Origin of the sequence: Kribbella alba, assembly GCF_039529635.1 — a bacterium.
Taxonomy (GTDB): domain Bacteria; phylum Actinomycetota; class Actinomycetes; order Propionibacteriales; family Kribbellaceae; genus Kribbella; species Kribbella alba.
This window is the reverse complement of record NZ_BAAANE010000004.1, coordinates 729,032-742,587: the sequence shown is the minus strand read 5'-3', so window position 1 is coordinate 742,587 and position 13,556 is coordinate 729,032. Positions and strand designations below refer to the sequence as shown.

Sequence of the window (13,556 nt, the reverse complement as noted above, 5' to 3'; positions counted from 1 at the left end):
CTAAGGGGCTGTGTCAAATGCGGGCGAGGGCGACGGTGATGTTGTCCTGGCCGCCCTGGGCGTTGGCCCAGTCGACCAGCGCGGACGAGGTGGCGAGTGGCTCGCCGCCGTTGGCCGCCGCGGTCTGACGTACGAGGTCGGCCAGTGGCGCCGCCTCGGAGCAGTAGTTCCACAGGCCGTCCGAGCAGACCAGCAGCCAGCCGGGGCCCTCGACCTTGACGGTGGTGGTCCGGGGCGTGTGGTCCGGTGCGTCCTTGCCAAGCCACCGCGTGATCGCGTGGGCCTGCGGACCGGTCTCGGCCTGGTGCCGCGGGACACCCGTGGCGATCAGTTCAGCGGCCCACGAGTCATCGACAGTCAGCGCGACCGCCTCGGCGTCGTCTGGGAACCAGTAAGCCCGGCTGTCGCCGACAACCCCTGCCACCAGCAGGTCGCCTTCGAGCACAGTCGCGACGAACGTGCAGGATGCCGGGTTGGGGCTGTCCGGGCTGGTGTTGGCCAGTACTGCGTCGTTGGCGGCGTCGGCTGCCGCCTTCAGGCGCGCGACGACCGCGCTGTTCCGCGAGGACTCCGTGCCCATGCCCTGTGCATGACCAGCAACCAGTACTTCGCGCGCGGCGCGCGCAGCAGCCAGGCTGGCTATGTCGGAGTCGAGCGACGAGCTGACTCCGTCACACACCACCAGCAGGGCCCTGCTCCCCGGCTCCGGGTCGGCGGCGATCGCAACGGCGTCCTCGTTGCGGCTGTGCCGGATCCCACGGTCGCAAACCGCGGCCACCCAGGGTGCGGGCTGCTCGCTGAAGTGGTCGCGGGGTTTCGCCGCCTTGGTGCCGCAGGTCTCGCAGTAGCCCTCCGCGCCGATCTTCCCGCCGCAGGAGCGACATGGGCCCATCGCCGCGGGGTCCGTCCCGGCGGCGTTCAACTCGACGGTCGGCTCGGTGTCCGTGTCGATCGCCGGGGTCGCCGCGCCGACGGTCGGGGTGAGCTCGGCGCCGCACGCCTCGCAGAAGCGGTCGGCGTCGGCGATCGGTCCACCGCAGTTGGGGCAGGCCGTACCGGTCGTACTCGTCATCGCAACGTCCATCCTCGAACTTCGTTGGCCTGGTCGACCAGGGCGATCCGTTCCTGCCGGTTGGGCGCTTGCCCGGCCAGCTCACGGTAGGCCGCCTCGAGGCCGTCTCGCAGTTCCGGCTCGGTGGCAGCCCGCCCAGCGATGTGCAGCGCAGGCTGTGGACCCTTGCTGAGCACCTCGTCCAGTGCGGTCCGGAACACGTTCGCGGACAGGTTCGCCCGGTCGACCGCGTCGATCGTCAAGGACTCGATACTGCCCATCGCCTCGGCCAGTGCGGCAAGCCCGCGACCTGATCCTGCCAGCAGACCGGCTCGCTGCCGCCGGGCCCGGACGAACGCGCCGCTGGTGGGCGGGACGAGGTCGAGCGCGGCGATGGCGCCGTCGAGGTCACTGCGCTGCGAGCGGATCGCGGCCACCCCGAACGCGGACGGCGCGATGTAGTTGGCATCGGTGCGAGCACACGTGAGGTAGAGCCCCTCTGCCACGTCGTACTCGCCGCTGAGTTCACAGGCGACGGCCAGTGCGAGCTTGGGCGCGAGTTCACCCGGCACCTGGCCGTAGACGGCGTTGAAGGCGGACTGCGCGGCCGCGTTGTCGCCGCGAGCGAGGGCGACCAGTCCGGACATCCAGACTGCCCGCCACTCCCACGGGTCCGCCGCCAGCAAATCGGACACCGCCGTGTCCACCATGTCGTACTGCCCGCTCTCCAGCGCTGCCTCGGCGATCTCCAGCAGGACCTGCGGCGACGACTCCGGTGCGTTGGCAACTACTTCGAGGCGCTGCGAGGCATCGGGCACGCTCACTGTCTTCAGCCAGCCTGCCATCTTGTCGCCCTCGTCCGGTAGCAGCGAGGGAAGCTGCTGCCACGGCGGAGCCGCGTCACCCAGTCCGGCCGCAAGGTCACCCGGACTTCCGAACAGCAAGGACGACGCCGAGTGCTGCGCGGCACCGGTCCCCTTGGAAGCGACCACCTCACGCAGTACGCCGAGAAGTTGGACGCGGAGCTCGTCGGCGGAGACGAAGCGGTCGGCCGGGTCCTTCGCGCAGGCCTTGAGCAGCAGCCGGTAGACCGAGTCGTGCTGCTGGAACAACGGCACGTCCGCCACCGGCGGCAGCGAGGAGAGGTACGTCGACTGGTAGCCGCGGAACTCCATCGCCAACACGGTCAGGGTGCGGCCCAGCGTGTAGATGTCCGAGGCAACGGATGTGCCGACCTCGGGAACCTCGGGGGCCTGGTAGCCCACGGTGCCGTAGATCGCCGAGTCCAGGTCGTCGATCCGCCGGACTCCGCCCAGGTCGATCAGTTTCACCGCGTCGCCGACCTGGATGATGTTGTCCGGCTTGAAGTCGCAGTAGACCAGGCCGAGGTCGTGCAGGTACGAGAAGGCCGGCAGGATCTCCAGGATGTACGCGATCGCCTGGTCGATCGGCAGCGCGTCGTACCGGCCGCCGTTGGCCTGCATGCGCTGCTTGAGCAGCGTTTTCAGCGAGGTGCCGCCGACGTACTCCATCACGATGTAGCCCGCGCCGTCGTGGGTGACGAAGTTGTAGATCTCCACGATCAGCGGGTGCTCGACCCGGGCCAGGAACTGCTGCTCGGCGATCGCGGCCGCGACGGCGTCGGGGTCCTCGGAGTTCAGCAGGCCCTTGAGGACGACCCAGCGGTTCGACACGTTCTTGTCGCGGGCCATGTAGATCCAGCCGAAACCACCATGGGCCAGGGCCCCGGCCACCTCGTACTGCCCGCCGACCAGGTCGCCCGCCTTCAGCTTCGGCGAGAACGAGTACGGGCTGCGGCACTTGGGGCAGAACCCCTCGGTCCGGCCCGGCTGGTCGCCGCGGGCGCGGCCGACCGCGTGGCCGCAGTTCGGGCAGTTCCGGCGGTCCTCGGGGACCATCGGATCGGTCAGGATCGCCTTGCTGGCGTCGATCGCGGGGATCGGTGGGACGTGGGTCAGACCGGCACCCAGCCGGGCCCCGCGCAGGCGGGTGGACGAAGTACCGACGCGTCGGGTCAGCTTGGAGCCGGCGGCCGTGGCGCGGGCCGACCCGAGCGGCGTCGAGGCGAGCCGGTTGGAGGCGCGCGAGACCGTTGACGGCGAACTGATTGGCTCTGGCGCTGCGGGCGCGGCGACGTCCGGCGCACCGGCGACAGCAGAGGGGCTGAGGGCACCAGCGGGCGCGGGGGAGCCGCACACGTCGCAGTAGCCGTCCATGATCGTGCCGGTGCAGCCGGGCTGGGTGCAGGCGATGGTCGTCATGTCGTCCCTCCTGTTGCGCGACCGGACTGGTGACCCTGCTGGGGTCTGGCGGCAAGACTGGTGTCCAAATACGTCTGGTACGCCGCTACGAGCGCGCCGAGTCTGGCCAGGTCTACTGGCTCGGCGTCGAGCACCTCACGGCCGCGCCGGTACAGCTCGGCAAGGTCTGCGATGGTTCCGCTGGTTCTGGCGACACTGCCCGCCTTCACCTTGTACGCATCCAGCCGCGCAGCAAGCTCATCCCTGCGCTCCAGCGCCGCACCGTACGCCGATTGCGCCTGCCCCAGCGCACGCCGTACTGCGTCTAGCCGGGTCAGGTACTTCTCCAGCTCAGCAGGGGTATTCGGCACCGGCCCGAGCGCGGTGACATCCGGTACGCCGAGGCGCGGGGCCGGGGTGACTCCGGCGACGCACCTGTCGGCCAGCGCGCGAACCGCTACGCCCTGCGCCTCCAGCTCGGTCCGGACGGCGCGAGCGCGGGCGACATCGGCGGCGCGCTCGCGACGGGTGGCGCCGCCGACGATCAGGTCGCGTTCGTTGCGGGCGGCATCGATCTCGAGGGGACCGATCAGGCCGCCGACATCGGCACCCCGCTTGGCGCGGTCGGTCAGCTCGGTGACCCGCCGGTCCAGGTCGTGGTGGGCCGCGATCGCCTCGTTGCGGCTGATCGCGGGCTCCTGCCGGACCAGGTCGTTGATCCGCTCCACCTGGGCCCGGAGCTGTCGGAGTCGGGCGGTCAGATCCGCGTCACCCGGCTCGAGCGCGAGCCTGGCGCGCAGGGTGGCGGCGAGTGCGTCCGACAAGGTGCATGCCTCGGGCAACGAAACTGCGAGCGATCCACCGGCGCCGCCGGTGTTCAGGCCGCCCCAGATCAGAGTGGAGATCCGCTCGGTCTCGGTCGGTCCGACCCGGCCGGAGTCCCAGGTGAGGAGAATCAATTCGTACCGGTCGGACACGGCCTTCCAGACCGCCATCGACAGCACCACGTCGGCGCTGAGGGCGTCGGTGTCGGCGGACTGCAGAGCCGCCTGGTCCAGTTCGTCGAGCTCGGCCCGGCGCCGGTCGCGCCACGTCCCCAGGGCGTCGAGGAACGTCAGCAGCTCCTTGGCGGGGATGCTGCTGCCGATCTTGCCTGGAGGCTGCGGCGCGACAGCCGTCGGCGTACGAACCGTCATAGAGGCCTGCCGTAGATGGCCTTCGGAGGAGCCGGGGCCGGACCGAGGTCGGGCGCGAGCCAATGATCGTACGAAGCCTTCCACTGGCCGTCGGTCCGCAGCTGGTCCAGGACGGCATTGACGAATTGGACCAGGTCTTTGGTGTCCTTCTTCATGGCCAGGCCGTACGGCTCCTTGGTGAAGGCCGGCGCCTTGGTCACCTTCGCGTACGGGTCCTGTGCGGCCAGGCCGGCGAGCACGGTGTCGTCACCGGTGATCGCATCCACCTTGCCCTGCTGGAACAGCACGAGACAGCCAGTGTGCGTGTCGGCCGGCACCGCCACGACCTTGGGGAACTTGCGCAGCGCGTCAAGGCTGGTGGAGGCGGCCGGAGCACAGACACGCTTGCCGGACAGGTCGGCCAGCCCCTGAGCGGTCGAGTTGAGCGGAACCATCACCTTCTGGCCGGCCCGGTAGTACTCGGTGGAGAAGGCGATGGTGTTCCAGCGGTCGCAGTTGATCGTCATGTTCCGCGCGACGATGTCGACGCTGCCGTTCTGCAGCACGGGGATCCGCTGGGCGCTGGAGATCACTCGCAGCTCGATCGGCACCGGCCTACCGAAGATCGCGAGCGAGACCGCCTTCAGCATGTCGATGTCGAAGCCCTCGATCGTCCCGGTGACCGGGTTGCGTGAGCCGAGCAGCAAGGTGTCCGCGGACACGCCGGCGATCAATCGCCCGCGTGCCTTGATCTTGGCCATCGTCGAGCCGGCCGGCAGCGCGTTCGGGCCCGGCAGCGGACCGGTCGGTGCGTACGACGCGAGCGGGTCGCCACAGTTCGGCTGCGGAGCCGGTGGTGCCGCGCTCGGGGCCGGAGTGGTCTTCTTGGCCGGGACCTGGGTCGCCTCGTAGGTGCTCGAGCCGCAAGCGGTCGCGGTGAGCAGCGCGGCAGTCAGCAACGCGGCCAACAGGCTGTGTTTCCTCATCGGTATTCCCCCAGTCGCTGAGACATGCCCCAGGCCGCGAGCAGCGCGGCGGCGATGCCGATCGGCAGACCGAGCCAGCCGATCGGTGGTAGCGAACCACGCGCGTCCGACAATTCCGACCGGGTCGCGTCGCTGGTCTTCTTCAGGCTGGCGGCGGAGCGCTGATCGAAGGTGCCGAAGGTCGTAGCGGCGTTCTCACCTGGTGCCTTGCCGACGGACAGGTCGACGGCAGTGTCCCAGTCGCCTTCCTTGGCATCCTTCTTGCGGATGTCCGCGTGGATCGTCTTGTACTTGTCCCACGGGTCCTTCAGCTCTGGATTGGTGACGGCGACGACGGCGAGTTGCTCGTCGACGGCCGCCGCGGACACGTCCCAGGCCTTGTTGAAGGCGTCGCCGGAACCGCGAGCGATCAGCGTCAGACTCTCGTTGGACTTGGCGTCGTACGCCGCGATCCGGGCGCGGGACAACGCCAGCGTGTCAGCGTAGGCGTGGCCCCGGGTGTCCTTGGCCTTGCTGCTCGCATTCGCCAGCGCAGTACCGCCGACCAGCATGGTCAGCAGCACCAGGACCGCCGCGGCGGCGATCGGCAGGTTCAGGTAGCGATGGGTGCGCCGGGCCAGCCACCACAGGGCGTAAACGAGCACGGCAAGCGTGACCAGGCCGCCGACGATCAGCCAGATGTTGCCGTTGCCGGCTGCGTTGAACTCGGTGGAGACGCGGTCCTCGTTCGCCTTGACCAGAGCGGTCACCAGGGGCAACGAATCGTTCTGCAGGGTCGCGTTCGCGTCTTTCAGGTACTGCGAACCGATCGGCAGGCCCTGCCGGTTGTTCGCCCGGGCCTGCTCGATCAGCCCTTGGTAGCTGAGCAGGGTGGCGTTCAGTGCGCCCAGCGCCTGCTGGTCCGCGGGCTGTGCCGTGGCTGCCTCGGCGATCAGCTTGGAGGCAGCGGTCATCGAGTCGACGAAGTGCTGGCGCTGCGCGGGTGGCTCCAGGCCGCCCACGAGGAAGGCGTTGGTGGCGTCCGCGTTGGCGCTGACCAGGTTGGTGTGGATGCCCTGGATGCGGACCAGCTGAGCCGTGTTCTCCTCGGCTCGCTTCAGCGCGCCGTCGGATTCACCGAAGCCTTGCGCAGCCGCGAGGCCGAAGAGCACGGCGATCACCGCGGTCAGGATCATCAGCGCCCGCATCCGGCCCGGAGTACCGGCGAACCAGGCATTGATGGCGCCCGGCTTGATGCGAGCAGAGGTCGACGAGTTCTGCGGTGTGGCCGTGGGAGCGGGCGGCGACCATGTCGCCGGGGGCGCACTGGTGGTTTGGGTCACGCCTGTTCTCCTTGCTCGGGCTCACCGTCGGGTGCTGCCTGCGGTGCCGGTTCGCCGACCGCTGCGGTTGGCTCAGTCTCAGTGCTCGGCTTGTCGGCCTCGGTGGGTTCGTCGGTCAGGTCTTCGGCCAGGATCTGACGCAGCTGCTCGGTGCTGGGTGCCGTCACATCGCGCAGTCGCCAGGCGTGCCGGCCGATCGCGGCCTCCAGCACGTTCCGGGCGAACCGGCCGTTGCCGAACGAGCGGTCCCGCCGGGTCGAGGCCAGGATCACCTTGAACTGGTCGAGCGCGTTCGGCGTCAGCTCGTAGTCGGCCGCCTCGGCCAGCCCGGTCAAGATGTCGGTCAGCTCCTCGTCGCTGTAGTCGTCGAACGCGATCGTGGTCCGGAACCGGCTGGCCAGGCCCGGGTTCGCGGCGATGAAGTCCTCCATCGGTTCGGGGTAGCCGGCAACGATCACGACGAGGTCGTCGCGGCGGTCCTCCATCTCCTTCACCAGGGTGTCCACGGCCTCACGCCCGTACTGGTCGGCGCCGAGGTCGCCCGCGGTCAGGCTGTACGCCTCGTCTATGAACAGCACTCCGCCGGTTGCCGAGGCGACCACCTCGGCTGTCTTCGTGGCCGTCTGGCCGAGGTACCCGGCGACGAGCTCGGAGCGGTCCACCTCGACCAGTCGGCCCTTGGAGAGCAGACCGAGCGCTTTGTAGATGCCGCTCACCAGGCGGGCCACCGTGGTCTTGCCGGTGCCGGGATTGCCGACGAACACCAGGTGCCGGGTGATGGTCGGGCTCTTGAGTCCTGCCTCGGTGCGGAGCTTCTCGACCCGCAGTACGGCGACTTGTCGGTGCACCTCGCGTTTGACCTTCGCTAGGCCGGTCAGCTCGTCCAGCTCGGCTAGCAGCTCTTCTACTGTTCGCTCGGGCTGCGCTGGTTCCGCCGCTACTTCTACAGCCGGCTTCACCTGCGGCTGTGCGTTCACCTGCGCCTGTGCATTCTGCTGTGCCTGTGCATTCTGCTGTGCCTGTGCGTTCAGCTGTGGCTGGGGGGAGCGGGCCACCTGGAGGGGCCGGGCGCCCGCTGCTTGGAGCTGCGCGGCTGCTGCGACTGAGGCATTCCCGATGACCCGCATGGTGGGTTCGCCCAGGCTGCATGCCGCCGATGCCAGCTCAGCCAGGGCCTCGGCGTACGAGATCTTCTCTGGGGAGCCCTGTGCGACAAGATCAGTCAGTACTGCGGTCGGTGCGCCGCGCCATCTCCTGCCACGCACAGCGGCGTCGAAGAAGTCCTGGGTGCCGGCTCCGGGGGTCACCGAGGCCCAATCGGCCGGAGCGCCTGGAGCTGACTCGGCGAGAGCAGCGGCGAGCGAGAGGGCCTCGGCCCGGGCAACCCCCTCCGGGACACCGGCGCGTGCGGCAACGACCAGCAGGTCAGACAGTGCGTCCTGCAGCGAAGTACCCCCCGCGCCGCTCATGCCCCTCCTCGTCCAGGTGGTGGTTGTAACGGTCCCGAGCCCGGCGGTGGCGTCGGGTCGGGCGGTGTCCGGTCCGGAGCTGTCCGGTCCGGAGCTGTGAGGTCCGGTGCTGTGAGGTCCGGTGCTGGTGTCGATGCGGTCGGGCCGAGGGCCAGACTGCCGCCGGTGGACCCGGTGCCGAACTTCTCCTGCAGGAACCGGCCGTGCGCGATCAGGGCGGCCGCATCCGCCCTGTTCACCGCGTCGAACACCTTGTCCATCGTCGCGCCCAAGAGGTCCAACTGGTCGATCAGAATCATCAGCGAGGTCTTGCCGCGATCCACCGGCCGACTGTCCGCCCACTGCCGGGGCAGTCGCAGGTAGCCGCCGATCGCCTCGGGCAGGTAGTCCGTCGCGGTGGCCATCACCGAGTACGCCTGGGCGCTGCCGCCGAGGTTGCCGAGTCGCGGGATGGTGTCCCGAACGGTCCGGACCACCCGGCCGACGCGCGACGCCACCACCGCCGGTACGGCGCCGTCCGTGACCAGTTGTTCGACCCGGACCAGCGCCTCGAGCAGGTCGTCGTTCGTCGGCGCGCGGGGGATCGGGGCAGGCTCGGACTCCGCCTTGCGGCCGGTCAGCCGCGCGAAGAAGTCACCCAACGCCATTCAGTTCCGACCCCCGCTCCCTGTCCTCTTGTACTGCAGCTGTTGGTGAGGGCGCCTCAACGACCCAGGTCGAGGGTGCCCTGGACGACCCGCTGGTCCTGCTGGGCGACCCGCTCGAGGTAGCTGCGGGACTTGGTCACCTCGGATTCGAGCGTGCCGATGGTGGCGGCCATGTTGTCCAGCGCCTCCACCTTGAAGGTGTCGATCGCGTCCATGGTCGCGTAGATGTTCGCGAACGCCGCCTGCAGTTGCGGCAGCCCGATGGTGGCCGACGCGGCCTGCTGCTGGATCGCCACCGAGTTGTCCCGCAGCATCTGCGAGGTCCGCTCGATCATGCCGCTGGTCGTGGTGTTCAGCGCGGTGATCTGATCCAGCACGAGCTTCTGGTTGCTGAGCGCCTGCGCCACGATGACCGCAGTACGGAGCGCGGAGACGGTCGTGGTGGAGGCGCGGTCGACGCCCTTGATCAGCTCGATGTTGTTCTTGATCACGATGTCGATGGCCAGGTAGTTCTGGATCGACACCGCCAGCTGCACGAGCAGGTCCTGGTGCTTCTGCCGGACGTAGAACAGCACGTCGTCGCGCAGCGCCTTCGCCTTCTCCGGATCGGTCGCGTCCAGCTCGGCGATCCCGGCGGACAACCGCGCGTCCAACCGCTCGGCGACGTACACGTACTGGTTCAGCCGGGTCATCGCGTCCCAGAGCTGCTGCTTCTCCAGGTTCAGCGCGGCGTTGTCCTTGCCGAGCTCGTCCTGCCCGTCGCGGAGCGAGTGCAGGATGCCCTCGAGGTGACTCTGGGCGCTCTGGTACTTGCGGAAGTAGTCCTCGATCTTGTCCCCGAACGGGATCATCCCGAGCAACTTCTTGGTCCCGGTCGCTTCCTTCGGGTCCAGGTTCTCGACCGTACGGCGGAGCTCGAGCAAGGTCTTCCCGACCGTCGAGCCTTCGGCTAGTCCGCCACTCTGCAGGGCGCGCACCGGGGACTGCAGCAACCGGTTCGAGCTCTCCGCGGCGTGCCGGATGTCGACGTCACCCATGCTGCGGACGTCTCCGGCCTTCGCGGCGAACTCCGGCGAGCGCGGCTCGGCCGACATCAGCGCGGTCAGGAAGGAGTCGACCTTGGAATCCAGGCCGGGCAACGCGGCCGGATCGACCGCGGGAGCCAGGCTGGGCGCGGCGGTCGCGGCGACCGGCTGTGTCGGCGCGGGCGCGGTCAGTATCAGCCCGGGAGCGGTGGCCGTCGGCGGCTGCAGTGCCGACTGGGCAGGCGCGGCTGCTCCTTGGCCTGCAACTGCCGCTGCGCCTGCGGCTGGTGCTGCGCCCTGCGTGTTGTCAGCTTCGGTCATCGTCGTTCCCCTCCGAGTGGCCTGCCGCGAGCGTCGCCCGCATCCCCTGTCACACACTCCGTGACGCGCACACAATCTACGCGGTTCCAGGCTTAACCGCCGCTTGCGTTGCGTAGTCGTTGTTCAGGCGCGGGCGTAGCTGACGAAGCTGAAGCCGTCGTGGGGAACGCGGGTGGTCTCGAGCCAGTCGGAGCGGTCGAAGGCGGGGAAGGTGACGTCACCTGCGGGTGACTGGTCGACCTCGGTCAGTTCCAGCCGGTCGGCGTACGGCAGGGCGGCGCGGTAGATCTCGCCGCCGCCGGCGACGTAGACGTCCTTGCCGTCAGCAAGCTTCAGGGCGGCCTCGAGGTCGTGGGCCGCCTCGACGCCGTCGGCAGACCAGTCGGGCTGCCGGGTGACCACGACCGTACGGCGGCCGGGCAGCGGGCGGCCGATCGAGTCGTAGGTCTTGCGGCCCATCACCAGAGTGTGGCCGAGGGTGACCTGCTTGAAGTGCTGCAGGTCCTCGCGGATCCGCCAGGGCAGGTCGTTGTCGCGCCCGATCACTCCGTTGCTGCCGACCGCGGCGATCAGGATGACCGTCATACCGCGATGGGCGCCTTGATCCCCGGGTGCGGGTCGTATCCGACCAGCCGCACGTCCGCGATCTCGTAGCTGTCGATCGAGTCGCGCGGCGTGAGTTCCAGGGTCGGCAGCGGACGCGGCTCCCGGGTGAGCTGCAGCTTCGCCTGCTCGACGTGGTTCAGGTAGAGGTGCGCGTCCCCGAGCGTGTGCACGAAGTCGCCCACCTCGAGTCCGGTCTGCTGCGCGACCAGGTGCGTGAGCAATGCGTACGACGCGATGTTGAACGGCACGCCCAGGAAGATGTCCGCCGAGCGCTGATACAGCTGGCAGGACAACCGTCCATCGGCGACGTAGAACTGGAACATCGTGTGGCAGGGCGGCAGGGCCATCCCCGCCACGTCGGCCACGTTCCACGCGCTGACGATGTGGCGGCGCGAGTCCGGGTTCGTCTTGATCGACTCGATCACTGCGGCGATCTGGTCGACGTGCCGGCCGTCGGGAGTCGGCCACGAGCGCCACTGATAGCCGTACACCGGCCCGAGATCGCCGTCCGCGTCGGCCCACTCGTCCCAGATCGAGATGCCCTTCTCCTGCAGCCACTTCAGGTTGGTGGAGCCGCTCAGGAACCAGATCAGCTCACCGACCACGGATTTCAGGTGCAGCTTCTTCGTGGTCACCGCCGGGAATCCCGCTGTCAGGTCGTAGCGGGCCTGGTGCCCGAAGACGCTCAACGTGCCCGTCCCGGTCCGGTCGCCCTTCTCGACGCCGTGGGTCAGGACGTGGTCCAGAAGATCCAGATACTGCCGCATGCCGCCAACCTAACAGCCGTCGCGAGGGGCACCTGGCAGACTCGCATGGGTGAGTGCTGAGGGTGACGTCGAGTCCGTGTTGACGCTGGTGCTGCAGGTGGAGAAGGCGGAGCGGCCGGCACAGACAGACGCGCTGGAGACGGCGGCGCGCGCAGTACTGGCGATGCTGGCGGATGAGCGGTCGGTCGGCGACGGGGAATGGGCCGAGGCGATGCGGAACTGGCAGGACGCCCGGATCCGGAAGGTCGTACGCCGCGCGCGTGGCGCCGAGTGGCGGCGGGCGTCCGCACTACCCGGAATCACCGTCACCGGGGAGACCGCCGTAGTACGAGTGTTCCCGCCGGTGCGGTTGGACGAGGTGCCAAAGGACCTGGCCAAGCTCCAGGTCACCGGCACCGACCTGGAAGACCCTGGGCCGGTCGGCGCGCCTGATCCCGCCTTGCCGATTCTGTGGGTGAACCCCGGCCTCACCATGTCCACCGGCAAGGCGATGGCCCAGTGCGGGCATGGCGCTCACCTTGCGTGGTTCGAGCTCTCCGCGGCCGAGCGCAAGGCCTGGTCCGCCGATGGTTTCCGGCTGGCCGTCCGCACCGCCGAGCCCGCACAGTGGAGCACCTTGCTCACGAGCGGCCTCCCCGTAGTACAGGACGCGGGCTTCACCGAGGTCGAACCCGGTTCGTACACGGTCATTGCTGACCATCCGGCCCTTCGCCAGTGGTGAGGCGCCGGTCGACGATCATGCCGAGCGCGCCCAGGAGTACGACGGAGGCGGCCGCCGCGGGTAGGCCCCGCGGGCCCAGAGTGGTCAGTACTCCGGCCAGCGCCGCGCCGGCGGAGGCTGCGGCGACCTTGAGCGACGACATCGTGACGAAGACCTGAGCGCGTGCCCCCGGCGGGGCGTATTCCGACCGGGCGGCGAAGGTCGCTGTGACGAAGGGCGCGTTGGCCAGGCCGATCAGGGTGAAGCTCACCAGCGCGACTGGATAGTTGGGCGCCAGCGCACACAATCCGGTGGCCAAGCCGACCAGGCTGACGTAGCGAGTGGTCAGCAGTTCGGGTTCACCGCGGACAGGGAAGGCCGTCAGCAGCAGGGAGCCGGCCAGGCTGCCGACTCCGACGAGCGCCACGAGGGCCGCGCCCGCGGTGGACCGGCCGGTCAGGTGAGTCGCCACCACGACAGCGATGATCGCCAGCCCGCCGCCGCTGAACGCAGTCAGCATGGTGGCGAAGTTGACCCGTCGCAAGGGGCCGTCATGCAGTAGGAGCAGTAGGACTGTGCGGACGGTCGCGGCCTCCGGTCGGGCCGCCCCATGCCGCGTATCGGCCGGCAGCGTCAGCGTGAGAAACGCGGCCAGTACTGCTGCGCCGCTGAGTGCAAGGAGTGCAGTGAGCGCGTTGGTAGCGCCGGTGAGAGCGGCAACCCCCGCTGGTCCCGCAGTACCGGCGAGGCCGTAGCTGACGGAGTCCCAGCCTTCGCCGCGGCGGCGCGAACGCTGATCCGGGCCGCAGAGTGCGGCGACCCGGCTGCTCATGCCACCTGTCAGTAAGGGGCCGCAGGCACCTGCGATCAGAGTCGCTAGCAAGACCAGAGCGAGAGGTGCGTGTCCAAGTAGGAGGGCTGCAGCGGCAAGAGTTCCGCCGTAGACCACGAATGCGCCGAAGAGGTACCAGCGGGTGTCGTGGGTTTGGTCGAGCCGTCGTGCTAGCAGCGGGCCTAATAGATGCGGTGCTGTCAGACCGGCTGCAAGGATGCCGCCGATCGCTTCTGGATGGGAGGAGACGCCGGGACGGCTGACTGCCAGCAGTACGAGACCGATGGCGGCGCCGCTGTCCGCGCCCCGGGCCAGGCTGGCTGCTACGAAGTAGCGCGCCAGCGCGCCGCGGTTCGTCTGCATGGGTGTCACTAGATCAGGGATCGGTCATCCT

12 protein-coding genes are annotated in these 13,556 nt (G+C 69.2%); 1 reads left to right on the top strand and 11 read right to left on the bottom strand.

Features of this window, described 5'->3' with window-relative positions; translation table 11 throughout:
• Positions 1-13: 13 nt before the first annotated feature.
• From ABD210_RS10260 to ABD210_RS10215, 10 genes are all read right to left on the bottom strand, one after another.
• Positions 14-1,072 (bottom strand): PP2C family protein-serine/threonine phosphatase, encoded by a 1,059-nt coding sequence (locus tag ABD210_RS10260; RefSeq protein ID WP_344110794.1) that lies wholly within the window; start codon positions 1,070-1,072, stop codon positions 14-16.
• A complete protein-coding gene (locus ABD210_RS10255; RefSeq protein WP_344110792.1) occupies positions 1,069-3,333 on the bottom strand; it encodes a serine/threonine-protein kinase in 2,265 nt (754 codons plus the stop codon). Before ABD210_RS10255 ends, ABD210_RS10260 begins: the two co-directional genes overlap by 4 nt.
• Positions 3,330-4,508, bottom strand: a complete 1,179-nt coding sequence (locus ABD210_RS10250; RefSeq protein WP_344110790.1) for a hypothetical protein — start codon at positions 4,506-4,508, stop codon at positions 3,330-3,332. Before ABD210_RS10250 ends, ABD210_RS10255 begins: the two co-directional genes overlap by 4 nt.
• On the bottom strand, positions 4,505-5,473 hold the full coding sequence (locus ABD210_RS10245) for a glutamate ABC transporter substrate-binding protein (protein ID WP_344110789.1): 969 nt from the start codon (positions 5,471-5,473) through the stop codon (positions 4,505-4,507). The genes ABD210_RS10250 and ABD210_RS10245 overlap by 4 nt, the downstream gene beginning before the upstream one ends.
• A complete protein-coding gene (locus tag ABD210_RS10240) occupies positions 5,470-6,795 on the bottom strand; it encodes a hypothetical protein (RefSeq protein WP_344110787.1) in 1,326 nt (441 codons plus the stop codon). The genes ABD210_RS10245 and ABD210_RS10240 overlap by 4 nt, the downstream gene beginning before the upstream one ends.
• A complete protein-coding gene (locus ABD210_RS10235) occupies positions 6,792-8,264 on the bottom strand; it encodes an AAA family ATPase (protein WP_344110786.1) in 1,473 nt (490 codons plus the stop codon). The genes ABD210_RS10240 and ABD210_RS10235 overlap by 4 nt, the downstream gene beginning before the upstream one ends.
• Positions 8,261-8,911: a hypothetical protein gene (locus ABD210_RS10230; protein WP_344110785.1), complete on the bottom strand. Its 651-nt coding sequence runs from the start codon at positions 8,909-8,911 to the stop codon at positions 8,261-8,263. The genes ABD210_RS10235 and ABD210_RS10230 overlap by 4 nt, the downstream gene beginning before the upstream one ends.
• A 56-nt stretch (positions 8,912-8,967) precedes the next feature.
• Positions 8,968-10,257: a toxic anion resistance protein gene (locus ABD210_RS10225; protein WP_344110784.1), complete on the bottom strand. Its 1,290-nt coding sequence runs from the start codon at positions 10,255-10,257 to the stop codon at positions 8,968-8,970.
• Positions 10,258-10,380: 123 nt separating this feature from the next.
• Complete coding sequence (locus ABD210_RS10220) at positions 10,381-10,842, bottom strand: dihydrofolate reductase (RefSeq protein ID WP_344110783.1); 462 nt, start codon at positions 10,840-10,842, stop codon at positions 10,381-10,383.
• A complete protein-coding gene (locus ABD210_RS10215) occupies positions 10,839-11,630 on the bottom strand; it encodes a thymidylate synthase (RefSeq protein ID WP_344110782.1) in 792 nt (263 codons plus the stop codon). Before ABD210_RS10215 ends, ABD210_RS10220 begins: the two co-directional genes overlap by 4 nt.
• A gap of 49 nt (positions 11,631-11,679) precedes the next feature.
• On the opposite strand from ABD210_RS10215, the gene ABD210_RS10210 reads away from it, so the two are divergent.
• A complete protein-coding gene (locus ABD210_RS10210; protein WP_344110781.1) occupies positions 11,680-12,351 on the top strand; it encodes a peptidyl-tRNA hydrolase in 672 nt (223 codons plus the stop codon).
• On the opposite strand, the gene ABD210_RS10205 is transcribed toward ABD210_RS10210, so the two are convergent.
• Positions 12,317-13,525 (bottom strand): MFS transporter, encoded by a 1,209-nt coding sequence (locus ABD210_RS10205; RefSeq protein WP_344110779.1) that lies wholly within the window; start codon positions 13,523-13,525, stop codon positions 12,317-12,319. The two genes, ABD210_RS10210 and ABD210_RS10205, sit on opposite strands and share 35 nt — an antisense overlap.
• Between the last annotated feature and the right edge of the window lie 31 nt (positions 13,526-13,556).